The sequence below is a fragment of the Actinopolymorpha singaporensis genome (genome assembly GCF_900104745.1).
In the GTDB taxonomy this organism is placed as follows: Bacteria; Actinomycetota; Actinomycetes; order Propionibacteriales; family Actinopolymorphaceae; genus Actinopolymorpha; species Actinopolymorpha singaporensis.
Genome location: NZ_LT629732.1, coordinates 3,804,944 through 3,828,468, shown reverse-complemented (window position 1 = coordinate 3,828,468; position 23,525 = coordinate 3,804,944). Strand labels below are relative to the sequence as shown.

The 23,525-nt window shown below is 70.0% G+C and carries 20 protein-coding genes; 12 read left to right on the top strand and 8 right to left on the bottom strand.

Annotated features, from left to right (window positions below; all coding sequences use genetic code 11):
- Positions 1-115: 115 nt before the first annotated feature.
- Entirely contained in the window at positions 116-2,671 is a 2,556-nt protein-coding gene (gene pepN, locus BLU27_RS17370) for an aminopeptidase N (protein ID WP_092657823.1), read from the top strand.
- A gap of 236 nt (positions 2,672-2,907) precedes the next feature.
- Here pepN and BLU27_RS17365 read toward each other — a convergent pair whose 3' ends face one another.
- From BLU27_RS17365 to BLU27_RS17355, 3 genes are all read right to left on the bottom strand, one after another.
- Entirely contained in the window at positions 2,908-3,777 is an 870-nt protein-coding gene (locus BLU27_RS17365; protein ID WP_092654728.1) for an aminoglycoside 6-adenylyltransferase, read from the bottom strand.
- 82 nt (positions 3,778-3,859) lie between these two features.
- Positions 3,860-4,249: a DUF5130 family protein gene (locus BLU27_RS17360; RefSeq protein WP_092654727.1), complete on the bottom strand. Its 390-nt coding sequence runs from the start codon at positions 4,247-4,249 to the stop codon at positions 3,860-3,862.
- Positions 4,236-4,634 carry a hypothetical protein gene (locus BLU27_RS17355; RefSeq protein ID WP_157728616.1) on the bottom strand — a complete coding sequence of 133 codons (399 nt, stop codon included), beginning with the start codon at positions 4,632-4,634 and terminating at the stop codon, positions 4,236-4,238. The genes BLU27_RS17360 and BLU27_RS17355 overlap by 14 nt, the downstream gene beginning before the upstream one ends.
- A 257-nt stretch (positions 4,635-4,891) precedes the next feature.
- Here BLU27_RS17355 and BLU27_RS17350 point away from each other — a divergent pair, with 257 nt between their 5' ends.
- Positions 4,892-5,803 (top strand): mechanosensitive ion channel family protein, encoded by a 912-nt coding sequence (locus BLU27_RS17350; protein ID WP_092654725.1) that lies wholly within the window; start codon positions 4,892-4,894, stop codon positions 5,801-5,803.
- Between the two features lie 63 nt (positions 5,804-5,866).
- On the opposite strand, the gene BLU27_RS17345 is transcribed toward BLU27_RS17350, so the two are convergent.
- On the bottom strand, positions 5,867-6,295 hold the full coding sequence (locus BLU27_RS17345; RefSeq protein WP_092654724.1) for an OsmC family protein: 429 nt from the start codon (positions 6,293-6,295) through the stop codon (positions 5,867-5,869).
- 314 nt (positions 6,296-6,609) lie between these two features.
- Between BLU27_RS17345 and BLU27_RS17340 the strand changes: the two genes are divergently transcribed.
- From BLU27_RS17340 to BLU27_RS17305, 8 genes are all read left to right on the top strand, one after another.
- Complete coding sequence (locus BLU27_RS17340; protein WP_092654723.1) at positions 6,610-8,436, top strand: ABC transporter substrate-binding protein; 1,827 nt, start codon at positions 6,610-6,612, stop codon at positions 8,434-8,436.
- A 9-nt stretch (positions 8,437-8,445) separates the two neighbouring features.
- On the top strand, positions 8,446-9,507 hold the full coding sequence (locus BLU27_RS17335; RefSeq protein WP_092654722.1) for an ABC transporter permease: 1,062 nt from the start codon (positions 8,446-8,448) through the stop codon (positions 9,505-9,507).
- Entirely contained in the window at positions 9,504-10,472 is a 969-nt protein-coding gene (locus tag BLU27_RS17330) for an ABC transporter permease (RefSeq protein ID WP_092654721.1), read from the top strand. The genes BLU27_RS17335 and BLU27_RS17330 overlap by 4 nt, the downstream gene beginning before the upstream one ends.
- On the top strand, positions 10,473-11,504 hold the full coding sequence (locus BLU27_RS17325) for an ABC transporter ATP-binding protein (protein ID WP_092654720.1): 1,032 nt from the start codon (positions 10,473-10,475) through the stop codon (positions 11,502-11,504).
- A complete protein-coding gene (locus BLU27_RS17320; protein ID WP_092654719.1) occupies positions 11,501-12,538 on the top strand; it encodes an ABC transporter ATP-binding protein in 1,038 nt (345 codons plus the stop codon). The genes BLU27_RS17325 and BLU27_RS17320 overlap by 4 nt, the downstream gene beginning before the upstream one ends.
- On the top strand, positions 12,531-12,929 hold the full coding sequence (locus BLU27_RS17315; RefSeq protein ID WP_092654718.1) for a globin: 399 nt from the start codon (positions 12,531-12,533) through the stop codon (positions 12,927-12,929). Before BLU27_RS17320 ends, BLU27_RS17315 begins: the two co-directional genes overlap by 8 nt.
- Positions 12,930-13,005: 76 nt before the next feature.
- Entirely contained in the window at positions 13,006-14,679 is a 1,674-nt protein-coding gene (locus tag BLU27_RS17310) for a glycoside hydrolase family 13 protein (RefSeq protein WP_092654717.1), read from the top strand.
- A gap of 350 nt (positions 14,680-15,029) precedes the next feature.
- Positions 15,030-17,339 (top strand): glycoside hydrolase family 95 protein, encoded by a 2,310-nt coding sequence (locus BLU27_RS17305; protein WP_092654716.1) that lies wholly within the window; start codon positions 15,030-15,032, stop codon positions 17,337-17,339.
- A 30-nt stretch (positions 17,340-17,369) separates the two neighbouring features.
- Here BLU27_RS17305 and BLU27_RS17300 read toward each other — a convergent pair whose 3' ends face one another.
- Positions 17,370-18,809, bottom strand: coding sequence for a Gfo/Idh/MocA family oxidoreductase (locus BLU27_RS17300; protein WP_092654715.1), 1,440 nt, complete (start codon positions 18,807-18,809; stop codon positions 17,370-17,372).
- A gap of 280 nt (positions 18,810-19,089) precedes the next feature.
- On the opposite strand from BLU27_RS17300, the gene BLU27_RS17295 reads away from it, so the two are divergent.
- Positions 19,090-19,749: a DUF1707 SHOCT-like domain-containing protein gene (locus BLU27_RS17295; RefSeq protein ID WP_092654714.1), complete on the top strand. Its 660-nt coding sequence runs from the start codon at positions 19,090-19,092 to the stop codon at positions 19,747-19,749.
- A 16-nt stretch (positions 19,750-19,765) separates the two neighbouring features.
- On the opposite strand, the gene BLU27_RS17290 is transcribed toward BLU27_RS17295, so the two are convergent.
- Both BLU27_RS17290 and BLU27_RS17285 read right to left on the bottom strand, forming a co-directional pair.
- On the bottom strand, positions 19,766-20,188 hold the full coding sequence (locus BLU27_RS17290) for an acyl-CoA thioesterase (protein WP_157728615.1): 423 nt from the start codon (positions 20,186-20,188) through the stop codon (positions 19,766-19,768).
- Between the two features lie 236 nt (positions 20,189-20,424).
- Positions 20,425-20,976 (bottom strand): YceI family protein, encoded by a 552-nt coding sequence (locus tag BLU27_RS17285; protein ID WP_092654713.1) that lies wholly within the window; start codon positions 20,974-20,976, stop codon positions 20,425-20,427.
- A 102-nt stretch (positions 20,977-21,078) separates the two neighbouring features.
- On the opposite strand from BLU27_RS17285, the gene BLU27_RS30535 reads away from it, so the two are divergent.
- On the top strand, positions 21,079-21,654 hold the full coding sequence (locus BLU27_RS30535) for a MarR family winged helix-turn-helix transcriptional regulator (RefSeq protein ID WP_092654712.1): 576 nt from the start codon (positions 21,079-21,081) through the stop codon (positions 21,652-21,654).
- Positions 21,655-21,765: 111 nt separating this feature from the next.
- On the opposite strand, the gene ettA is transcribed toward BLU27_RS30535, so the two are convergent.
- A complete protein-coding gene (gene ettA, locus BLU27_RS17275; protein ID WP_092654711.1) occupies positions 21,766-23,448 on the bottom strand; it encodes an energy-dependent translational throttle protein EttA in 1,683 nt (560 codons plus the stop codon).
- Positions 23,449-23,525: the final 77 nt, after the last annotated feature.

Sequence of the window (23,525 nt, the reverse complement as noted above, 5' to 3'; positions counted from 1 at the left end):
CCCCAAACGAGGGCAACCGGCCGGACCGCGGCGGCATTCCCGATCACTGCCTCCGCGACGGCGAGTGCCCGATCTCGGTCGCCGCCTCCGGGAGTCGCGTGGAAGGATGGCCGACATGCCAGGCACGAACCTCACCCGCGACGAGGCCCGTGAGCGCGCCCGTCTCCTGTCGGTCGACGGTTACGACGTACACCTCGACCTGACCACCGCCACCGACCAGCAGGCAAGGACGTTCTCGTCCACGACGGTGCTCCGGTTCACCAGCACCGAGCCCGGCGCGACCACGTTCGTCGACCTGATCGCCCCCACCGTCCGCGAGGTGACCCTCAACGGCCGTTCGCTGGATCCCGCCGAGGTCTACGACGGGTCCCGGATCACGCTGACCGACCTCGCCGCCGACAACGAGCTGCGGGTGGTCGCCGACGCCGCGTACATGAACACCGGTGAGGGACTGCACCGGTTCTTCGACCCGGTGGACGGCGAGGCCTACCTCTACACGCAGTTCGAGGTGCCGGACGCGCGCCGGATGTACGCCACGTTCGAGCAGCCCGACCTCAAGGGCACGTTCGCGCTGACGGTCACCGCGCCCAGCTCCTGGCGGGTGGTGTCCAACTCCCCCACCCCCGAGCCGGAGGCAGCGGGCGAGGGCGTGGCGGTGTGGCGGTTCGACGCGACGCCGCGGATCTCGACCTACATCACCGCGCTGGTCGCCGGGCCCTACCACGTGGTACGCGACACCTACGCGGGTACGCACGCCGAGATCCCGATGGACGTCTACTGCCGCGCCTCGCTGGCCGAGTACCTCGACGCCGAGGAGATCTTCGACGTCACCAAGCGCGGGTTCGCGTTCTTCGAGGAGCTGTTCGACTACCCGTACCCGTTCGCGAAGTACGACCAGCTGTTCGTGCCCGAGTACAACATGGGCGCGATGGAGAACGCCGGCTGCGTGACGATCCGGGACGAGTACCTCTACCGCAGCCGCACCACCGACGCGTCGTACGAGGCCCGGGCGGTGACGATCCTGCACGAGCTGGCGCACATGTGGTTCGGCGACCTGGTCACCATGCGCTGGTGGGACGACCTGTGGCTGAACGAGTCGTTCGCGACGTACGCCAGCGTGCTGTGCCAGGCCGAGTCGACCCGGTGGACGCATGCCTGGACGACGTTCGCCAACACCGACAAGACCTGGGCCTACCGCCAGGACCAGCTCCCCTCGACCCACCCGATCTCCGCCGACATCCGCGACCTCGAGGACGTCGAGGTCAACTTCGACGGCATCACCTACGCCAAGGGCGCGAGCGTCCTGAAGCAGCTGGTGGCCTGGGTCGGGCGGGAGGAGTTCTTCGCCGGCCTGCGCCACTACTTCAAGGCGTACGAATGGCGCAACGCCTCGCTCGCCGACCTGCGCGAGGCGCTGGAGGAGACCAGCGGCCGCGACCTGGACGCGTGGAGCCGGGAGTGGCTGGAGACGGCCGGCGTCAACACCCTGCGGGCGGAGTTCGACGAGGACGCCGAGGGGAAGTTCGGTTCGTTCGCGGTGCTGCAGTCCGCGATCGCCGAGCAGCCCACGCTGCGCTCGCACCGGGTTGCCGTCGGCCTGTACGACCGCACCGACGAGGGCCTGGTCCGCCGCGACCGGGTGGAGCTGGACGTCGTGGGCGCACGCACCGAGGTGCCCCAGCTGGTGGGTGCCCGGCGCCCGGACCTGATCCTGCTCAACGACGACGACCTCACCTACGCCAAGATCCGGCTGGACGACCGGTCGCTTTCCACCCTGGTCGACCACATCGGCGACCTGACCGACTCACTGCCCCGGTCGCTGTGCTGGACCGCCGCGTGGGACATGACCCGGGACGCGGAGCTGGCGGCCCGCGACTACCTCGCGCTGGTGCTGAGCGGGGTGGGCAAGGAGCCGGACATCAACGTCGTCCAGCTGCTGCTGCGCACCGCCGCCACCGCCGTGGAGATGTACACCGCGCCCGAACGGCGGGAGGAGGCGCGCCGGGCGTTCGCCGCGGGCGTGCTCGCCCTGGCCCAGGACGCCGAGCCCGGCAGCGACCACCAGCTCGCGCTCGTGCGCTCGTTCGCCTCGGCGGCCATCGCCGAGCACGCCGGTTACCTCGGTGACCTGCTCGAGGGCGCGGTCGTCCTGGACGGCCTGGCCGTCGACGCCGAGCTGCGCTGGCTGCTGGTGCAGAACCTCGCCCGGCTCGGAGCGATCGGGGACGAGCGGATCGACGCCGAACTCGAACGCGACGCCACCATCAAGGGCCAGGAGGCCGCCGCACACGCCAGGGCCTCGCTGCCCACGGCGGAGGCAAAGGCCCGCGCCTGGGAGATGGCCGTCGACCGCGACGACGTACCCAACCAGACGCAGTTCCGCACCATCCGCGGTTTCTGGCAGCCCGCCCAGGAGGAACTGCTCGCGGAGTACGTCGACCGCTACCTCGACGCGGCCGGCTGGGTCTGGGACCGCAAGGCCAACGAGATGGCGCAGTACGTCCTGATCGGCCTCTTCCCGCGTCAGCTCGCCACGCAGGACACGGTCGACCGGGTGCGTGCCTGGCTGGAGGAGAAGCAGCCGGTGCCCGCCGTGCGCCGGCTGGTCGAGGAGGGCGTTGCCGACATCGAGCGCGGGCTTCGGGCGCAGGAGCGCGACGCGCAAGCCTGAGTTGACGACCAGCCTCGAGGCAGGCCCGACCCTTTGCGGAGTTGAGGAAGGGGGCCACTGAGCGAGCGGAAGGGCCGGTGCCAGACGACCTGGCGCCGGCCCTTCGTTCGTGTCGCAGACGTCGCAGGCGCTGAAGTGTGGAGCCTTATGGGGGCTACGACACCCGTAAGTGTCCACACTTCCGTGCGGTCCGGATCTCCCACGCCGGCCACCACCGAGGTTCAGCGCGACGGCGCTCAGGGACAGGTGTCAGGTGCCGACGTCTCCTCGAGGAAGGAGGGAACCTCGCGGTCGACGTACGCACCGACAGCGCGGTCCAGCTCCGTAGGCCACGGCACGCCGGCCGCCGCCAGGGTCTGCCGGCCGACGAACCGCCACGCCAGCGCGGTCGCCCGCATCGCGGTGATCGCCGAGGCCGGTTTCGCAGTGGGGGCCGGCAGGCTCTCCAGCACCGCACGCTGTTCGGGGGTGAGCTTCGCGCTCCACCGCTTGATCCCCATCGGGGGCAGCGGCTGGTTGGCCTGGACGAACAGCTCGTACAGCATCTGCTGGGCCTGCTGCACGCCGACACACACGCACAGCCAGTCGCCGCGCGCCACCATTGCGGGGAAGATGGCCTGCTGCCGGAAGAACTCCTCCACCAGCCGGGCCATCTGCTCGGTGTCGGGGCCCCGGCCGGGCTCTGGTGCGGGCACCGTGGCGTCCAGCCCGTCGCGGTCGAGGACGACGAGCCGGTGGCGGTGCGGCGTCTCGGCGAGCTTGGAGACCGGTTCGGTCACCACGTCCAGGCGCAGGCAGTCCGTCGTCGTGACGTAGAAGGCGCCGGAGGCGAACGGCAGCGCCCGGGCGATCAGCGCCGGCGTGACGGTCGCCAGCCAGTCGCGCCACGAGCCGGCGAAGGCGTCGAAGTCGTCGTCGCGTACGGCGAGGAGAACGTCCAGGTCCGACCCGGCGTCGGCGTCCCCACGGGCCAGCGACCCTGACAGCCACATGGCCCGGATCCGTTCGTCGGCGTCCACCACGTGGTACAGCCGCCGGTAGAGACCGGCGTACCCGGCGGGCAGCGGACCGAGTGCTGCGGGAATCGACATGCCAGAGGCGACCATGGGGACGGCTCCTCGCTGTGGAGACGGTGGGGCCGAACGCTGGGGTGATGCCGGGTCGAACACGCGTGAGGGGCCGGCGATCCTACGGCTCGTCGGTGTGCACCGTGCGGGGGTGGCGAGCATGGTCGCCGAGCTGCTGTACGCCGGACACCAGCCCACCCACCAGGTCACCGTCGGCGAACGCCGACCGCATGCCCAGAACCACCAGCTGGCAGTCGGTGTCGCGGAGGAAGCGGCGGGCCTCCGTCCCGGTCACGATCTCCAGCTGACGCTGGCCGGGGTCGACCATCACCAGAACGCTGTGTTCGGGGGCGGCCAGCTCGGCGTGGAGGTTTTCGGCGTACTCCCGCACGGGAACCTCGGCCGGGCCGACGTAGACGGAGAAGCTCAGGCCGGAGAGTTGCTCGGCGACGCGTACCGCGCGTTCGATGTCGGCGCGCTCGCGTGGGCTGAGCGTGTCACCACTGGCCACCCGCGCCCCCTCGTCCGGCGCCGGTGGAACCCTCGGGACCGCCCGTGGACCGCTCGGTGCGCTCGGCCTCCGCGCTCTCCACCGCGCCCGGCCGGTCACCGAACCACTCCGGCTGGCCGCTCCAGGAGGCACCGGGCTGCACGCGTGAACTGCGGATCAGCGACGGCGTCACCACCAGCAAGCTGATCAGCGCGAACAACCCGAGCGGGATGCCGGCGTAGATACCGAGCACCTCCAGCATCGGCATCGGCGCTTCCTTGGTCCAGGTGTCGGGGGTCCCCGCCAGCGCGACGCTCGCCGAGCCGACGGCACCGACGGTCGCCAGGGAACCCACGACGAGAACACGCGGCAAAGCCCGACCGATCATCGCCCTACCCTTCGTCACGGACCCCAACCGTACTCACCCCGGCCCGCGCTCGCGCGAGTGCCCCGCCGCCCAACCATCCGGGCTCGCCGAGGGGCACACCACCGGGCACACCACCGGGCACACAACCGAACCGGGCGGACCGACCATCCGGTGCGAACCATCCGTCTCGTACGGCCGAACGAACGGCGATCACACGGGCTGGTGGCCACGCGTCCAGGGCATCCACCTAGGCTCGGGGAGGTCCGACGCCCCCGCGCCACCTTGGAATCCGACAGATGGATCTAGCGCTCACCTGGCAACGATTCACCGAGCTTGCCGACGTGCCCGCGCACATCGCGTTCCTGATCGTGCTGGGAGTCGCCGTCAGGTTCGCCCTCAGCCGGCTGATCGACCGGGTGGTCGGCACGACAGCCGGGCTGCCGAAGCCGAAGAACTTCCTCGGCAGCCAGAAGGCGGCCGCGCTGCTGTCCAGTCCCGGTGGGCTCTACCACGAGCGCCGGGTCCAGCGCGCGCACGCACTGGGCTCGCTGTTCAAGAGCATCAGCACCGCCGTGATCTTCGGCGTCACCTTCCTCATGGTGCTCGAGCAACTCGGCTACAACCTCGCGCCGATCATCGCCAGCGCCGGCGTGGTGGGCGTCGCGATCGGCTTCGGCGCGCAGAACCTCGTCAAGGACTTCATCTCCGGCGTGTTCATGCTGCTGGAGGACCAGTACGGCGTCGGCGACGTCATCGACATGGGCCAGGCCACCGGCACCGTGGAGGGTATCGGCCTGCGGGTGACGCGGCTGCGGGACGGCGACGGCGTGCTGTGGCACGTCCGCAACGGCGAGATCGTACGCGTGGGCAACAAGAGCCAGGGCTGGTCGAGCCTGGTCCTCGACGTCTCGGTCGCCTACGACGAGGACGTCGCCCAGGTCGAGGAACTCATCAACGACACCGCTCGCGCGCTCAGCGACGAGGACGAATGGCGCGACCGGATCCTGGAGGCGCCGCACGTCGTCGGGATCGAGGAGGTCAACGGCGCCGCGCTGACCCTGCGGATGATCGGCAAGACCCGGCCCAACGAGCACTTCGGCGTACAGCGGGAGCTGCGACTGCGACTGAAGGCGCTGTTCGACGCCAAGGGCATCCGGGTGCCCGCGCCGATCTGGCCCGGGCAGCCGGGCCAGGCCGCCGGGGTGTGACCCCCGGCCGGCCCGATCCGGTGTGACGTACGTTCCGGTGTGACGTTCGGGCTGGTACGACGATCAGACCAGCGCGGCGTCGAGGGTGATCTTGGTGCCGGCGAGCGCCTTCGACACCGGGCAGTTCTCCTTGGCGGTCTCGGCCGCGGTGGCGAACCCGTCGGCGTCCAGACCGGGCACGCTCGCGCGCACGGTCAGGTGGATACCGGTGATGCCCTCGCCGGGCTGGAACGTCACGTCCGCCTTGGTGTCGACCTTCTCCGGCGGCGTGCCCGCCTGGGCGAGCCCGTGCGAGAGCGCCATCGAGTAGCAGGTCGAGTGGGCTGCGGCGATGAGCTCCTCCGGGCTGGTCCGCCCGCTGGCGGCGTTCTCGGCCCGCGACGCCCAGGTGACGTCGTAGGTGCCGATGCCCGACGAGTCCAGCGAGACTCGGCCGGCCCCCTCCATCAGGGAGCCCTCCCAGTGGGCGTTCGCCGTACGCGTGGTGGCCATGGATCCTCCGGTCGTTCGGTGGTCGTTGGGGTGGTTTCGTCCTACCACGCCATCCTGCCCTGCGATCGGGCCGTCCCACCCGCGGCCCCGCCGCGTCACGACGTCGCTCACGTTACGGCTCGGTGTCCGAACCGCCCAGCCCCTTGACCCGGCGTACCACCGGAGGTCAACATCGTCGCGATCTTGGTCAGTTACTTGCCTGGTACAACGCTCGGCAGCAACTTTCTTGTGGGATCACATTCGTGACATCCACCTCGGGGACCCTGTGCACCGGCCGTGCGCGGGGATCCTCGTGGTCGCCTCAGGAGGAGCCCATGCGGACAGTCACCCGATCACGGACGAGAGCTCTCGCCGTCCTTGCGGCGCTGTTCGCCGTGGTCGCGCTCGTACTCCCCGGCGGCGTCGGGCACGCCGAGGAGGCGCCGGCGCAGAAGCAGCCGAAGCAACTCGTCGTGGCCGCGTCGCAGTCGGTGGACACGTTCAACCCGTTCATGTCGTTCTTCGCGATCGGCTACACCGTCGCCGGGCTGACCTACGACTCCCTCATCGACTGGAGTGCGAAGGACTTCAAGCCGATCCCGGGCCTGGCCACGAAGTGGGAGGAGTCGCCGGACCACCTGACCTGGACCTACACGATCCGCAAGGGTGTGAAGTTCTCCGACGGCAAGCCGCTGACCGCGCACGACGCCGAGTTCACCTACCGCCTGATGATGACCGACAAGGCGGCCCGGGCGTCCTCCTCGGACCTGGTGGAGAACTTCGCCGGCGTCGACGCGCCCGACGACACCACCCTCGTCATCAAGCTCAAGCGGCCGACCAACCAGATGCTCGCGCTCGACAACGCGATCGTGCCCGAGCACATCTGGTCGAAGGTCGAGAACATCGGCGACTTCAAGAACTTCGACTTCCCGCTGGTCGGCTCCGGACCGTTCCAGGTGGTGGAGTTCAAGACCGACCAGTACATCCGGCTGAAGGCGAACAGGAGCTACTGGGACGGTGCGCCCGCCTACGACGAACTCGTCTTCCGCTACTACAAGACTCCCGACGCGGGCGTGCAGGCACTGCTCGCCGGCGAGGTCGACCTGGTGAGCGGCCTCACTCCCGCGCAGTACAAGGCGCTGAGGAACAAGCCCGGGATCACGCTCAACCAGGCCCAGAACCGCCGGTTCGGCTCCATCACGTTCAACGTCGGCGCGCGTACCAAGGCCGGCAGGGCGTTCGGCGACGGGCATCCGGCGCTGAAGGACGTCCGGGTCCGGCAGGCGATCCACCACGCCGTCGACAAGGACGAGCTGATCAGGAAGGTCAACGACGGCCTCGCCCAGCCCGGCGTGAGCTACATCCCGCCGATCTTCAGTACGTACTTCTGGCAGCCCAGCGCGTCGGAGAAGGTGAAGTTCGACCTCGCCGAGGCCAACCGCATCCTCGACCAGGCGGGCTACAAGCGCGGCCCCGACGGCATCCGGCGGATGCCCGGCAACGGCCGGCCGCTGAAGTTCCGGCTGCTCAACCACGCCGACACCCCGTCGGAGGCCACCGACTCCGAGTACCTCAAGGGCTGGTGGAAGGAGATCGGCATCGACACCAAGATCGAGAGCGCCGACTTCACCAAGCTCAACGACCTGCTCTACCTCGGGAAGTACGACATCATCTTCTCCGGTTGGGGCGTGGGGCCCGACCCGACGTCGATCCTCAGCCTGCACACGTGCGGCGTGCTCCCCGACGACGCCTCCGGCACCCAGCGCGACACCGACACCTTCTACTGCAACCCCGCCTACGACAAGTTGCACGAGCAGCAGAAGCGGGAGACCGACCTCGCCAGCCGGGCGCGGCTCGTCAAGCAGATGCAGCAGATCCTCTACACCCAGGCCCCGGTCATCACCCTGCGGTACGCCGACACGCTGGAGGCCTACCGCAGCGACCGCTGGACCGGCTTCGTCAAGCAGCCCGCCAAGCGGGGCATGATCTCCGGCCAGCAGGGCAACTGGGCCTACGCCTCGGCCAAGCCGGTGGTGAAGGAGGAGCAGAAGGAGTCGCGCACCGGGCTCTATCTCGGTGGCGGAGCCGTCGTCGTGGTGGTCGCCGCGGCCGCCGCCCTGGTCGTGGTGCGGCGCCGCCGGACCGCCGACGAGCGAGAGTAGCCGTCGCGGATGAGCATGGATCCCTCGCTGGTCGCGGAGTCGCCGGGCGCCGCTGCGGCAGGCGGCGGCTCAGCCGGTGGCGGCTCGGCTGCTGCCGGCCGCGGCTTCGCGAAGTACGCGCTGGCCAAGCTGGGCGGTGCCGCCGTGTCACTGCTGATGGTGGTGTTCTCGGCGTTCTTCCTGTTCCGCGTCCTGGGCGGCGATCCCGTCGACGCGCTGACCAGGGACGTGCCGACCACACCCGCCGAACGCGCCGCGCTGCGGCACCGGCTCGGTCTGGACCAGCCGCTCTCGCTGCAGTTCCTGCACTACCTGCAGGGCGTGCTCACCGGAGACCTCGGCCAGTCGTACCAGTACCAACAGCCCGTCACGTCGCTGATCGGTGCCCGGCTCGGCGCGACGGTGCTGCTCACCGGCACCGCGCTCGTGCTGGCCGTGTCGCTCGGGCTGTGGATCGGCACCCGCGCCGGCTGGCGCCAGGGCAGCACGTTCGACAAGGTGCAGGTGGGCGTGTCGCTCACGCTGTGGTCGGCACCGACGTTCTGGTTCGGGATGATCGTCATCATGGTGTTCGCCCGGTATCTCGGGCTGTTCCCCATCAACGGCATGGTCTCCCCCTACACCCCGGACGGCTTCTGGCCGCAGGCGCTCGACACGCTGCACCACCTGGTGCTGCCGGTGCTCACCATGACCGCGGTGATCTACGCGCAGTACGTCCTGGTGATGCGCTCGTCGATCCTGGACGAGAAGGACGCCGACTATCTCGTCACCGCCCGCGCCAAGGGCCTGCGTGACGACGACGTACGCCGCCGGCATGCCGTACCCAACGCACTGCTGCCCACGGTCACCCTCGTCTTCCTCCAGCTGGGCGGCGTGGTGGGCGGCGCGATCCTCACCGAGACGGTGTTCAGCTGGCCCGGCCTGGGACTGCTCGCCTACCAGGCGCTGCGCATCCCCGACCTGCCACTGCTGCAGGGGACGTTCCTGTTCTTCTCCACGGCGGTGATCCTGGCCAACACCGCGGCCGACGTGGTGTACCGGTTCCTCGACCCGAGGGTGCGCCACTCATGACCACACCTCCCGACACCGGGACACCGGCCGGCTCCGGGACACCTGCCGACGCTGGAGCGCCGGTCGCGAAGGAACTGCGTTCGGTGCGCTCGGTGGTCCGCGAACGCCGCAAGGCCGCCCTGCTCCGGTTCTGGGCCGGCTACTGCCGCCAGCCCGCCGGGCTGGCCGGCCTGGCCGGGATGGCGGTCATCGTCGTACTCGCCCTGGCCGCTCCCCTGATCACCGACAGCGCCGGGCTGGACGTCACCCAGGCCACCGGCGACCGGCTGCAGCCGCCGAGTGCGGCGTTCCCGCTGGGCACCGACGAGACCGGCCGTTCGGTGCTGCTGCTCACCTTGTGGGGTGCGCGGATCTCGTTGCTGGTCGGGGTGACGGCCACTCTGCTGGCGATGGGGATCGGCACCCTGGTCGGCATCGCCGCCGGGCACTTCGGCGGCTGGTTCACCGGCCTGCTGATGCGGGTGACCGACTGGTTCATCGTGCTGCCCCGCCTGGTGCTGGCGATCGCCCTGGCCGCTGTGCTCGGCCCGAGCCTGACCACCATCGTGATCGCGATCGGGGTGACCTCCTGGGCGGGCACCGCGCGGCTGATCCGGGCGCAGACGCTCGCGGTGGAGGCCCGGCCGTACCTCGAACGCGCCCGCGCGCTCGGCGCCGGCCACTGGCACCAGATGACCCGGCACGTGCTCCCGAACGTCATGCCTCTGGTGCTGGCCAGCACCACACTGGAGGTCGCCAGCGCCGTGCTGGCCGAGGCCACGCTGTCCTTCCTCGGGCTCGGCGACCCGGCCCGGGTGTCGTGGGGCAGCATGCTCAGCCGGGCGAACTCCTCCGGCGCGGTGACGTTCGGCGCCTGGTGGTACCTCCTCACCCCGGGCCTGGCCATCCTGGTCGTCGTCCTCTGCTTCACGTTGTGCGGACGCGCGCTGGAAGCGGTGTTCAACCCGAGACTGCGGGGGCGGTAGATGTCGCTGCTGGAGATCCGCGACCTGGCGGTCACCTACCACGGCTCGCGCGGCGACATCCCCGCCGTCCGCGGTGTCGACCTCTCCTTGGCGCCGGGCGAGACCCTGGGCATCGCCGGTGAGTCCGGATGCGGCAAGTCCACCCTCGCCCTGGCCATGCTGCGGCTGCTGCCGGCCGGCACGACCGTCGACGGGCAGGTTCTGGTCGACGGCGAGGACGTGCTCGGCATGTCCTGGGGCAAGCTGCGGGCCGTCCGCTGGGCCGGGGCGTCCATCGTCTTCCAGGGCGCCATGCACGCGCTGAACCCCGTCCACCGGATCGGCCGGCAGGTCGCCGAACCCATCCTGGTGCACGAACGCGTCGGCGAGGCGGTAGCGCTGCGCCGCGCCGAGGAGTTGCTCACCCAGGTGGGACTGCCGGCGTGGCGCGCCCGCAGCTACCCGCACGAACTCTCCGGCGGGCAGCGGCAGCGGGTGATGATCGCCATGGCGCTGGCCTGCTCACCGCGGCTGGTCATCGCCGACGAGGCGACCACGGCGCTCGACGTGATGATCCAGGCACAGGTGCTGGAGCTGCTCGGCCGGCTGGTCGCCGAACGCGACATCGCGCTGCTGATGATCAGCCACGACCTCTCGGTGCTGTCGGCGCACTGCCGGCGGCTCGCGGTGATGTACGCCGGGAAGGTGGTCGAGCTCGGCCCGGCCGGCAGCGTCTTCGCCGACCCGCGGCACCCGTACGCCGCCGCCTTGTCATCGGCCTTCCCCACCGTCGGCGACCTCGCCTCGCGTGGGCGCCCGCGCGGGCTGGGCGGCGACCCGCCGGATCCGACCGACATCCCGGGCGGCTGTCCGTTTCATCCGCGCTGCCCGGTCGTCCTCCCGGAGTGCCCGTCGACGCCGGTGGACCTCTGGCCGGCCGGGTCGGAGCGCGCCGCGGCCTGCGTGCGCGTCGAGGGGTATCCGGGGTCCGGCGCCGCCTCGGCCGCGGACCGGTCCGAGCAGCCGGCCGACCGCCCGAGGAGTACGCGATGAACGACCAGGCGTCCGGGCCGATCCTGTCCGGGCCGATCCTGTCCGCTCGCGGCCTGCGCGTCGACTTCGGCGTACGCGGCGGCCGCCGGGCCCGGGCCGTCGACGGGGTCGACCTCGACCTCGCGCCCGGGGAGATCCTCGCCCTGGCCGGTGAGTCCGGCTGCGGCAAGACGACGTTGGCCCGGGCCATGCTCGGCCTGGTGAAGCCCAGCGCCGGCACCGTCACCTACGCCGGTGCGCCGATGGCGACCTCCGGTGCCGATCTCAAGGCGTACCGGCGAGCCGTCCAGCTCGTCCTGCAGGACCCGACCGGCGCGCTCAACCCCCGGCACACCGTCTACGAGGCGGTCGCGGAGGGCCTGCGCATCCACGGGATCACCGACAACGAACGCGACCGGGTCGCCCGGGCGCTGTCCCGGTGCGGGCTGCGGCCGGCCGAACGCTTCTTCCTCGCCTACCCCCACGAGCTGTCCGGCGGGCAGCGGCAGCGGGTGGTGATCGCCGGCGCCCTCGTCCTCGAGCCGAAGGTGATCATCGCCGACGAGCCGGTGGCCTCCCTGGACGCCTCGGTACGCGGCGAGATCCTGGCCCTGCTTCTGCGGCTGCGCGACGAGTTCGGGCTGGCCGCGCTGGTGGTCACCCACGACCTGGGGCTCGCGTGGAGCATCGCCGACCGGCTGGCGGTGATGTACCTCGGCCGGATCGTGGAGTCCGGTCCCACCGAGGAGGTCCTGTCCGCTCCGCGGCACCCCTACACCCGCGCGCTGGTGTCGGTGCTGCCCGACTCGCCGGTACCGGGGCCGATCGTGCTGGCCGGCGAGCCACCGGACGCCACGTCGATTCCCACGGGGTGCCGGTTCCACCCGCGTTGTCCCGCTCTCGCCTCCGGTGCGTCCGAGGCGGCCGGGGTGGCGCCGTCGTGTCTGCGTACTCCCCTGCCGGTGCTCGCCGCCGAGCCGGACCGCCACCACGTCGCCTGCCACCTGGCAGCCGCCTCGCCGCCGCCTGTTGTCACAATGGAACGCGATGAGTGAGACGTTCTACGAAGCGGTCGGCGGCCACGCCACTTTCGAGCGACTGGTGGCCCGGTTCTACGCCGGGGTGGCGAGCGACCCCGAGCTGCGGGCGCTCTATCCCGAGGAGGATCTCGCCGCCGCCGAGGTGCGGCTGCGGATGTTCCTCGAGCAGTACTGGGGCGGGCCTCGCACCTACTCCGAGCAGCGCGGTCACCCGCGGCTGCGGATGCGGCACGTACCGTTCGCGGTGACCGAGGACGCCCGCGACCGCTGGCTGCGGCACATGCGCACGGCCGTGGACGAGCTCGGCCTGGACCCCGAGCACGAGCACCAGCTGTGGACGTACTTCGTGATGGCCGCCAACTCACTGGTCAACACCGTCGAGGGGCAGCGGCCCAACCTGCTCTAGGGTCTGTCCGCGGACCCCTGGAGCCGTCCCGCTCGGGACTTGCCGAAAATCCCCTCGACCGGGAAGCTACCCCTCCATGAGCAACTCCTCGCCCAACTGGTGGCGTACCGCCGTCATCTACCAGATCTACATCCGCAGCTTCGCCGACGGTAACGGCGACGGCATCGGCGACATCGCCGGTATCCGTTCCCGGCTGCCCTACCTCGCCGAGCTGGGGGTGGACGCGATCTGGATCACCCCGTGGTACGTCTCGCCGATGGCCGACGGCGGGTACGACGTGGCCGACTTCCGGGCGATCGCGCCGGAGTTCGGGACCCTCGCAGAGGCCGAGGAGATGATCGCCGAGGCTCACCAGCTCGGTCTGCGGGTGATCCTGGACATCGTTCCCAACCACACCTCCGACCAGCACGCGTGGTTCAAGGAGGCGCTGGCCGCCGACCCGGGTTCGCCCGAGCGGGCGCGGTACTGGTTCCGGCCCGGTCACGGGCCCGACGGCGCGTTCCCGCCCAACGACTGGCGTTCGGTCTTCGGCGGACCGGCGTGGACCCGCCTCCTGGACGAGGAGGGCGTGCCCGAGGAGTGGTATCTCCACCTGTTCGCGCCCGAGCAGCCCGACCTGAACTGGTCCAATCCTGAGGTCCGCCGGGAGTTCGAGGACATCCTGCGGTTCTGGTTCGACCGGGGCGTGGACGGCTTCCGGATCGACGTCGCGCACGGAATGGACAAGCACCCGGCGCTGCCCGACATCGGCTGGGACGACGAGGAGCTCCTCGCCGAGCCCGAGATCGCCGACCACCCGCACTGGGACCGCGACGGCGTGCACGACATCTACCGCTCCTGGCGGGCCGTGGCCGAGTCCTACGCCGGCACCCCCGAGGGTGCCCGGGTGTTCGTCGCCGAGGCGTGGGTGCGTACGGAGGCCAACCGGCTGGCGCGCTACCTGCGCCCGGACGAGCTGCACACCGCGTTCAACTTCGACTTCCTCAAGCGCGGCTGGGACGCCGCCCAGATGCGCGCCTCCGTCGACCACACGCTGAGTTCGCTCAACGAGGTCGGCGCGCCGCCAACCTGGGTGCTGTCCAACCACGACGTCATCCGCCACGTCACCCGTTACGGCCGGGCGGCCGAGGACATCGCCAAGCCGGCCGGCACCGTCCCGGTCGACGTCGAGCTGGGGTGCGCGCGGGCCCGGGCCGCCACGCTGCTGATGCTGAGCCTGCCCGGCGGGGCGTACGTCTACCAGGGTGAAGAACTCGGCCTGGCCGAGGTGGAGGACCTCCCGGTCGAGGCGCTGCAGGACCCGATCTGGGAGCGGTCCGGGCACAAGCACCGCGGCCGGGACGGCTGCCGCGTGCCGCTCCCCTGGAGCGGTGAGGAACCCGCGCTCGGTTTCGGCGACGCACAGCCGTGGCTGCCGCAGCCGGCCGAGTGGAAGGAACTCACCGTCCAGGCGCAGACCGGCGACCCGAACTCCGTACTCTCGCTCTACCGCCAGGCGCTGTCGGTGCGGCGTTCGCTCGCCGAGCTGTCCGGGGCGGGCGAGGCCGGGATCGAGGCCGAGCTGGTGTGGCGCGACAGCGACGCCGACGTGCTGGCGTTCGACCGCGGCTCCTCGTTCCGGTGCGTGGTCAACCTCGGTTCGGAGCCGGTGGAGCTGCCCGCGGACGCGGAGGTGCTGCTCGCCAGCGCTCCGCTGCCGGACGGCAAGCTGCCCACCGACACCTCGGTGTGGTTGCGCATCTCCTCCTGAGCGTCCCGCAGATCCCGGGCGTGTAGCCATCCGGCTCGGGTGAGGTGACAGCGACGTGACAACTGCCGGGTGGTGGGTCTCCACAGGACTCACCACCCGGCAGTTCTGCTTGTTCAGCCCGTCCTCGCGTTCCCACCCGGGGGTTCCGTCCTCGTCCGACGGCTGCGTTTTCGCCTGTCCTACATCGCTCATCACGATGATGCTCTCTTCCTGACACGACCGAAATCGCGGAGGTACGATCAAGGACTAGCTCGAGCCCGTTCCCGACCTCAACCGTCAGGAGGCTCGCCATTACGTCCTCACGATCGACAGCCGATCCGTCGATTCCCGATGCCGTTGACGCGTCGACGTTGTGGTACGAAGCGCCGGCCCACGACTGGGAGCGCGAGTCGCTGCCGATCGGCAACGGCGGCCTTGCCGCGTCGGTGTTCGGCGGGGTCGCCACCGAACGCCTTACCCTGAACGAGAAGTCGCTGTGGACCGGCGGACCGGGCGCGGTCGAGAACGGCCGGTCCTACCGCCACGGCCTGTGGGCACAACCCCGTCCCGGCGCGCTGGAGGAGGTACGCCGCGAGATCGCCGCCACCGGCGCGGTCGAGCCCGCCCGGTTCGCAGCCAGACTCGGCCAGCAGGCCACGGCGTTCGGCGCGTTCCAGCCGTTCGGAACCCTCGTCCTCGACCTGCACGATCCGGATGTGGATCCCCTCGACTACCGACGAGGTCTCAGCCTGTCCGAAGGAGTCGCCTGGGTCGACTACCACCTGGACGGAGTACGCTTCACCCGCGAGCACTTCGCCAGCTATCCCGCCGACGTGCTGGTCACCAGACTGCGCGCGAGCGAGCCGCGCAACCTGTCGTTGACAGTGTGCCTCGAGACGCCGCATGCCGGCGCACATGTGCGGGTGCACAACGGACGGATCACCGTCCGCGGTTCGCTTCCCGACAACCAACTCGTCTACGAGTCACAGGTGCTCGTCATCGCCGAGGACGGAATGCTCTTCGACTGCGAGGATTCCGTCCTGGTCCGGGAGGCGCACGCGGTCACCGTCATCCTCGGCGCGGGCACTTCGTACGCCCCCACGTTTCCCGACTATCGCGGCCGCGACCCGCATCGCCGCCTCACCCGCAGGGTCAACGCTGCCGCCGCGCAGCCGTACGCGAGTCTGCGGGCCGCGCACGTCGCCGACCACGCGAACCTCTTCGGCCGCGTGCACCTCGACCTCGGCCAGCCCGCGCGCTCACCGATGCCCACCGACGAACTCCTCGCCCGTTACGACGGCACCGGTCCGGACGCCCGCGAGCTGGAGACGTTGTTCTTCCAGTACGGCAGATATCTGCTGATCGCCTCGTCCCGTCCCGGCTCACTACCGGCCAACCTGCAGGGCGGCTGGAACACCTCCACAGCACCGCCGTGGAACTGCGACTACCACGTCAACATCAACCTGCAGATGAACTACTGGCCGGCCCACGTCACCAACCTCGCCGAGACCGTCGGGCCCCTGATCGACTACATCGACGGCCTGCGGCCGCCTGGCCGGGAGGCCGCTCGCCGGATCTGTGGCGTCGGGGGCTGGGTGGTCCAGAACCAGACCAACGTCTGGGGATTTACCGGGGTGCACGACTGGCCGACGGCGTTCTGGTTTCCCGAAGCCGCCGCGTGGCTGTGCCGCCATCTGTGGGAGCACTACGAGTTCGGCGGCGACGTCGACTTCCTGCGCGAACACGCCTATCCGGTGATGGCCGAGGCGGCGCGGTTCTGGCTCGGGTTCCTGGTCGAGGACGCCGACGGGACGCTGGTCGTGTCCCCGAGCTACTCCCCCGAGCACGGCCCGGTCACCGCCGGCGCGTCGATGTCACAGCAGATCGTGTGGGACCTGCTGACCAACACTCTTGCCGCCGCGCAGGTGCTGGACGCCGACGACGAGTTCCGTCAACGCCTGGTTGACACTCTGGCTCGTCTCGATCCCGGTCTGCGGGTCGGCTCCTGGGGACAGCTGCAGGAGTGGAAGGGCGACCTCGACGTCGCGACCGACGACCACCGGCACGTCTCCCACCTCTACGCGCTGCACCCGGGCAGTCAGGTCTCGCCGCTGACCACGCCGGATCTCGCCAAGGCGGCACAGGTGTCCCTGCGTGCCCGTGGAGACGGCGGCACCGGCTGGAGCAAGGCGTGGAAGGTCAACTTCTGGGCGCGGCTGCTCGACGGCGACCACGCCCACCTGATGCTGGGCGAACTCCTGCGCAACTCCACCTTGCCCAACCTGTGGGACACCCATCCGCCGTTCCAGATCGACGGAAACCTCGGCGCCACGGCCGGCGTGGCCGAGATGCTGCTGCAGAGCAGGCTGGAGGGCCGGACGGCGTTCGTGCACGTGCTTCCGGCGCTGCCCGCGGTGTGGTCCCGGGGGCGGGTGTGCGGGTTACGGGCCCGCGGAGACCTCACCGTGGACGCCACCTGGGTGGACTGCCGGGCGGAGCGGATCGACCTGTTGCCCGGCCGGACCCGCGACCTGCGCCTGTCCACCAACCTCGTGAGTTCGTCGTACTCGCTGTGTGACCGCACCACCGGCGAGCCGGTGCCGCACACCCGCGACGACGCCGACCACGTGATCGGCTTCACCGCACAGGCCGGCCACCGTTACCGGCTGCGGGCCGGCTGAGACCGGCCCGCAGCCTCGTCGTCGGCCGCGTTATCTCGGCTGTCCTCCGCCGCCGGGGAAGGCCACCAGGTCGGCGATCTCGACCGGCGCTCCGGTCGCGAACGAACGGTTGGCCGCCGCGCCGACGAGCATCGCGTACGCTCCGTCGACGTGCGTGGCCGCGCGGCCCAGCGGGTCGGCCTCGGCGTCGCCGAGCAGGTCGTTCAGCAGCCGCCGGTCGCCGCCGCCGTGGCCGCCGCTGCCCTCCTCGACCTCCACCCGCCTGGGGATGTCCCACAGCGGACGCAGCGTGAGCCGCGCCGCGTCGATCGGCGTGGCCGGCGGTTCGTCCGCGTTCTGCTCCGGGTTGGTGGGGTCGGTGCTTCCGGCGCCGGGCTTGTTCGGATCCTGCGCGGCACCGCTGACGTAGGAGCGTTCCTCCACGTCGAGTTCGAGCCGGCCCTTGGTGCCGTTGAACATGACGCGGTAGCCCTCCCACGGCGAGTACGCCGTGAGGTGGTAGCTGAGGGTCGCGCCGGAGCGGTACTTCACCAGCACCGCCATGTCGTCCTCGATGCTGATGCCGTCGGTGAAGACGCTGCGGTCGCGGATGTAGCCGTCCTCGTGCTCGGCGTCCAGGTAGAGGGCTCGCAGCGTCGGTTCGCCCGCGAGGTCGATCGCCCACGGGTCGGATTCCAGGTCGGGGCTGCCGTGGCTGCGGTACGGCCGAGGCGCCTCACCGCGGCTTTCGGCGTTGTCCCGGCCGTAGAACCTCAGGTCGCCGAAGCCGAAGACGGTCCGCGGGGTCTCCCCCAGCCACCAGTTGACCAGATCGAAGTGGTGGCTGGCCTTGTGGATCATCAGCCCGCCGGAGTTGCGCTTGTCGCGGTGCCAGCGGCGGAAGTAGTCCGCCCCGTGCTTTGTGTCCAGCACCCACTCGAAGTGGACGGACAGGACGTCGCCGATGGCACCCGACTGGATGAGTTCCTTGACCGCGGAGTTGCGCGGGGCGTAGCGGTAGTTGAACGAGACGGTCAGCTTGCGGCCGGTGCGCGCCTGGGTGTCAAGGATGCGTTGGCACTTGTCGGCGTCGGTGGTCAGCGGCTTCTCGCTGATGACGTCGCAGCCGTTCTCCATGGCGGCGACGATGTAGTGGTCGTGCGTACGATCCATCGACGTCACGATCACCACGTCCACCCGTTGCTCGGCGAGCATCGAGACGAACTCCTCGGGACGGTACGTCGGGATCGGCTCGGTGCCGTACTCGTCGGCGAACGACTTGTTGTGGTAGTTCATCCGCGTCTCGTTCGGGTCGCACAGGGCGACAAGTTCCCCCCGGCCCCGGAACTCGGTGAGCAGCGCGGTGGTGAACATCCGCGAGCGCGACCCCAGCCCGACCACCGCGTATCTGGTCCGCCCAACGCCGGACCCGGGGATGATGGTTCCGGCGTCGACGGCACTCTCCTGGGTGGACGGCTGCTCCGTGGTCATCGAGACTCCCTCTCGGCGATCTGCGCTGCACCTGCTGGGCGAACTGCTGGGCGAACTGCTGGCGATCCGCGCCAGCCGAACGGCGGGCGCCCCCGGCCGGCCCGGGCACCGGCCTTCGCGACGGGAGCGTTCGGGCAGACGGGTAAGCGCTTGCTCGGAACGTAGACCACGGCGGCGGCGGGTGGCAAGGCGAGGTCGGGCGTCGGACATACGGAGTCCGGACTCTGCCGCCCGGTCGCTTGTCGCGCATGATCGGCAGAGCAGACCCTAAACTTGCGCCGTGAGCCAGCTTCCCGAACCCATCGGCCCGAGCCATCTGCGGGCCTCGGACGCCGACCGGCAGCGTGTCGCCGAGGTCCTCCGCGACGCCGCCGGGGAGGGCCGCCTCACCCTGGAAGAACTCGACGAGCGACTCGAGGGCGTCTACGCGGCCAAGACCTATGCCGAGCTCGAACGCTTCACCAGCGACCTGCCCGGCGTGGGTTCGACCGTCGAGCACCCGCCCCGGTCGGCCGCCGCCCCCGCGGGAGCGGACTCCCGGATCACGGGTGGGGTCGCCGGCCAGTCGTTCTCGATCGCGGTGCTGTCGGGTGCCACCCGGCGCGGCGCCTGGCTGGTGCCGCCCGCCTACACCGCGTTCGCCATGATGGGCGGTGTCCAACTCGACCTGCGCGAGGCGCGGTTCACCCAGCAGGAGACGACGATCCGGGCCTTCGCGGTGATGGGCGGCATCGAGATCGTGGTCCCCGACGACGTCACGGTCATCATCGACGGCGTGGGGATCATGGGCGGCTTCGACGGCACCTCCCAGCACGCCGATCCGCAGGATGGCAGGCCCATCATCCGCGTCACCGGGTTCGCTTTCTGGGGCGGCATCGACGTGAAGCAGAAGCGTCGCGAGGGCGGTGGCTCTCAGCGCGCCGAGGTCGAGCCGGCATAGTGGCCTCGGTTCGGCGTCATCCCGTCGGCGCGGCGTCGTCGCGGAACTTCTCCAGCCAGGCGCGCTCGGGGTCGGTCAGCCGGCGAGCGTGGCCGGCCTTAGCGTCGTAGGCGGCGAGCACACTGCGCGCCTCGGCGTAGACCAGATCGTCGTTCCTGACCTCGTAGCGCAGCGAGCAGGACGAGTTGCGGATGTCGGTCACCCAGGTCTCCACGACGATCGGCTCTGGCCCGAACACCAACGGCCTGCGGTAGTCGATCTCGTGCCGGACGACGACCAGCTCTCCCTCGAACGTGCTCACGCCGGCGGTCCGCGCGCCCTCGAAGAACATCGCGACCCGCGCCTCCTCGAGGTAGCGGAGGTAGACCACGTTGTTCACATGCCCGTACGCGTCCATGTCGGACCAGCGCAGCGGGCAGCGGAAGACGAAGCGACTCACGGTGGCGATCCTCTCAGGCCGTCCACGGCTCGGGTCGGCCCGGTCGTCCTCGGGGCCTGGCCCACGCCGCGTTCGGCTTGACCCTCCATGCCACGCCTGGCGCACAGCACAGTCGGCTGACCCGCGGGCGGTGGCACGCGCCCGACGCGACGAGCCAGGTGCCGAAGACCCGCAACGGGTGGCTCGAGCACTGCTCGAGCCACCCCGCTGCTGCGGTGGGTCGTGCGGGGCCGTGTCTACTTCTGCAGGATCGCCTGGACCGAGAGCTGGACGGCGATCTCGTTGCCGATCAGGAACTTCTCGCCGCCGAGCGGGACGTTGGCGTCGACGCCGAAGTCCTTGCGGTTGATGGTCGTGGTGGCGTCGAATCCCACGCGGGTGTTGCCGTAGGCGTCGTCGTCGACACCGAGGTACTCGCCGACCAGCTCGACCTGCTTGGTGACGTCCTTGATGGTGAGGTCGCCGACGAGGACGAACCCGTCGTTGTGCGGACGTACGCCGGTGGACACGAATGTCATCGTCGGGAACTTCTCGATGTCGAAGAAGTCGCCGGAGCGAACGTGGTCGTCGCGCTGCTGGTTTCCGGTGTCGATCGAAGCCAGCTGGACCTGCACGTTGACCTTGGACGCGGCCACGTCGTCGGCGATCTCGAGGGTCCCCTCGAAGTCGCGGAACGAGCCACGCACCTTCGTCATGAGGTGACGGACCGTGAAGCCGACCTCGGAGTGAACCGGGTCGATCGTCCAGGTGCCGGCGGTCAGCTCGGGCGGGGTCGTCAGGGTGCTCATGGGATAGCCCTCCACAACAGTATATTGAAGGTTCAACCTTCTTACGTTCGCCATAGTGCCAGGACTATGGTTGAAGTGTCAACCATCGAGTATGCTGAACGCATGGGATCAACGAAGTGGCTCAGCGCTGGGCAGCAGCGAGCCTGGCGCGCCTACCTCCTCGGTAGCGCGCAGTTGATGGAGCGCATCGACCGCGATCTGCGGGCCCTGGGGCTGTCGATGCCGGAGTACGAGATCTTGGTTCGGCTGTCGGAGTCACCGGGGCGCACGCTCCGGATGGCCGAACTCGCCCAATCCGTGCATCACTCACGAAGCCGGCTCACGCACACCATCGCGCGGATGGAGGCCGCCGGCCTGGTCGAGCGCGAAGCCTGCCCGTCCGACCGGCGAGGTGTCCTGGCTCGTCTCACGGAGGAGGGGTACGCCCGACTGGTGGAGACGGCCCCGCACCACGTCGCGGGCGTGCGGGACGGGCTGATCGACCTGGTGAGCGAGGACGACCTGGCTGCGCTCGGCCGGGTGTTCGCGGCAGTGAGCGCCCGCAACACGGCGGCGTTGGCAGGCAAGCGGCGTGACCGCGTCGGTGACGCCGCACCGGGGTGCCCGGACGACGGAAACGACAACGGGGTGGCGGATGCCGGCGCACCTACCACCCCGCAAATGTCGGCTGCAGGCTGAGCCTGCCCGCCCTGGACCAACCGTGACAGATGATCGCGTAAGCGCCGCTGTCGGCGCGTCGCAGCCGGCACGGCGCTCACCGAGCGGCGCGCGCCGGCTGCCTGACCAGCGTCAGTCGCGGGTGAGCCGACGGTAGGTGACCCGGTGGGGCCGCGCCGCCTCGGGTCCGAGGCGCTCGATCTTGTTCGCCTCGTAGTCGGCGAAGTTTCCTTCGAACCAGAACCACTTCCCGGGGTTCTCGTCCGTGCCTTCCCAGGCGAGGATGTGCGTCGCCACGCGGTCGAGGAACCACCGGTCGTGGGACGTCACGACCGCGCAGCCGGGGAACTCCAGCAGAGCGTTCTCCAACGACTGGAGCGTCTCGACGTCGAGGTCGTTGGTGGGCTCGTCGAGCAGCAGCATGTTGCCGCCCTGCTTCAGGGTCAGCGCCAGGTTGAGCCGGTTGCGCTCGCCGCCGGAGAGGATCCCGGCACGCTTCTGCTGGTCGGGCCCCTTGAAGCCGAACGACGCGACGTAAGCGCGGCTCGGCATCTCGAAGCTGGCCACCCGGATCCAGTCCAGGCCGTCCGAAACGGTCTCCCACACGTTCTTCTCTGCGGGAAGCTTGGCGCGGGTCTGGTCGACGTAGGAGATACTGACCGTCTCCCCTACCCGGAGCTCGCCGGCGTCGGCCTTCTCCTCACCCACGATCATGCGGAAGAGGGTCGTCTTGCCGACCCCGTTGGGACCGATCACACCGACGATGCCGGCCCTGGGGAGCGAGAACGACAGATCGTCGATGAGTACGCGGTCGCCGAACCCCTTCTTGAGGCCGTGCGCGTCGAGCACGACGTTGCCGAGGCGCGGGCCCGGCGGGATCTGGATCTCCTCGAAGTCAATCTTCTTGACTCGCTCGGCTTCGGCCGCCAGCTCCTCGTACCGCTGCAGACGAGCGCGGTTCTTCGCCTGCCGGGCTCTGGGGTTGGACCGCACCCACTCCAGTTCCTGTTCGAGGATCCGCCGGCGCTTGGCGTCCTTTCGGCCCTCGATGGACAGTCGCTGCTGCTTGGTCTCGAGGTAGGTGGAGTAGTTGCCCTCGTACGGGTGGGCCTTGCCCCGGTCGAGCTCGAGGATCCAGCCCGCGACGTTGTCGAGGAAGTACCGGTCGTGGGTGACGGCCAGCACGGTGCCGGGGTAGGCGGCCAAGTGCTGCTCCAGCCACTGGACACTCTCGGCGTCGAGGTGGTTGGTGGGCTCGTCGAGCAGCAGCAGGTCGGGCTGGGACAGCAGCAGCTTGCACAGCGCGACCCGCCGTCGCTCCCCGCCGGACAGGCGGGTGACGTCGGAGTCACCGGGCGGACAGCGCAGCGCGTCCATTGCCATGTCCAGCCTGGAGTCGAGGTCCCAGGCGTCGCGGTGGTCGAGCTGGGTCTGCAGCTCCCCCATCTCGGCGAGGAGCGTGTCGTAGTCGGCGTCGGGGTCGGCGAGCTCGGCGGAGATCTCGTTGAAGCGGTCGAGCATCTGCTTGGTCTCGGCCACCCCCTCCTGGACATTCTCCAGGACGGTCTTGTCCTCGGTCAGGGGCGGCTCCTGAAGCAGGATGCCCACGGACGATCCGGGCGCGAGCAGCACGTCACCGTTGGAGACGTTCTCCATCCCGGCCATGATCTTGAGCAGAGTGGACTTACCCGTCCCGTTGGGACCAACCACACCGATCTTCACGCCGGGTAGGAAGGAGAGCGTCACGTCGTTGAGGACGACCTTGTCGCCGAGCGACTTGCGGACGCCCCGCATCGTGTAGATGTACTCCGGCACGCGATTCACCTCGGGGTCGGGGGCAAACAAGACAACTACCATCCTGCAACACCGGCGACGTGAGGGTGCTGCCGGGC

Bases quoted from the DNA above. Each gene is read 5' to 3' on its own strand.
- BLU27_RS30535 (WP_092654712.1), top strand. From the start codon at position 21,079: ATGGGATCAACGAAGTGGCTCAGCGCTGGGCAGCAGCGAGCCTGGCGC.
- BLU27_RS17345 (WP_092654724.1), bottom strand. From the start codon at position 6,295: ATGGCCACCACGCGTACGGCGAACGCCCACTGGGAGGGCTCCCTGATG.
- BLU27_RS17315 (WP_092654718.1), top strand. From the start codon at position 12,531: ATGAGTGAGACGTTCTACGAAGCGGTCGGCGGCCACGCCACTTTCGAG.
- BLU27_RS17340 (WP_092654723.1), top strand. From the start codon at position 6,610: ATGCGGACAGTCACCCGATCACGGACGAGAGCTCTCGCCGTCCTTGCG.
- BLU27_RS17310 (WP_092654717.1), top strand. From the start codon at position 13,006: ATGAGCAACTCCTCGCCCAACTGGTGGCGTACCGCCGTCATCTACCAG.
- BLU27_RS17320 (WP_092654719.1), top strand. From the start codon at position 11,501: ATGAACGACCAGGCGTCCGGGCCGATCCTGTCCGGGCCGATCCTGTCC.
- BLU27_RS17325 (WP_092654720.1), top strand. From the start codon at position 10,473: ATGTCGCTGCTGGAGATCCGCGACCTGGCGGTCACCTACCACGGCTCG.
- BLU27_RS17365 (WP_092654728.1), bottom strand. From the start codon at position 3,777: ATGGTCGCCTCTGGCATGTCGATTCCCGCAGCACTCGGTCCGCTGCCC.
- BLU27_RS17300 (WP_092654715.1), bottom strand. From the start codon at position 18,809: ATGACCACGGAGCAGCCGTCCACCCAGGAGAGTGCCGTCGACGCCGGA.
- BLU27_RS17335 (WP_092654722.1), top strand. From the start codon at position 8,446: ATGAGCATGGATCCCTCGCTGGTCGCGGAGTCGCCGGGCGCCGCTGCG.
- BLU27_RS17330 (WP_092654721.1), top strand. From the start codon at position 9,504: ATGACCACACCTCCCGACACCGGGACACCGGCCGGCTCCGGGACACCT.
- pepN (WP_092657823.1), top strand. From the start codon at position 116: ATGCCAGGCACGAACCTCACCCGCGACGAGGCCCGTGAGCGCGCCCGT.
- BLU27_RS17350 (WP_092654725.1), top strand. From the start codon at position 4,892: ATGGATCTAGCGCTCACCTGGCAACGATTCACCGAGCTTGCCGACGTG.
- BLU27_RS17285 (WP_092654713.1), bottom strand. From the start codon at position 20,976: ATGAGCACCCTGACGACCCCGCCCGAGCTGACCGCCGGCACCTGGACG.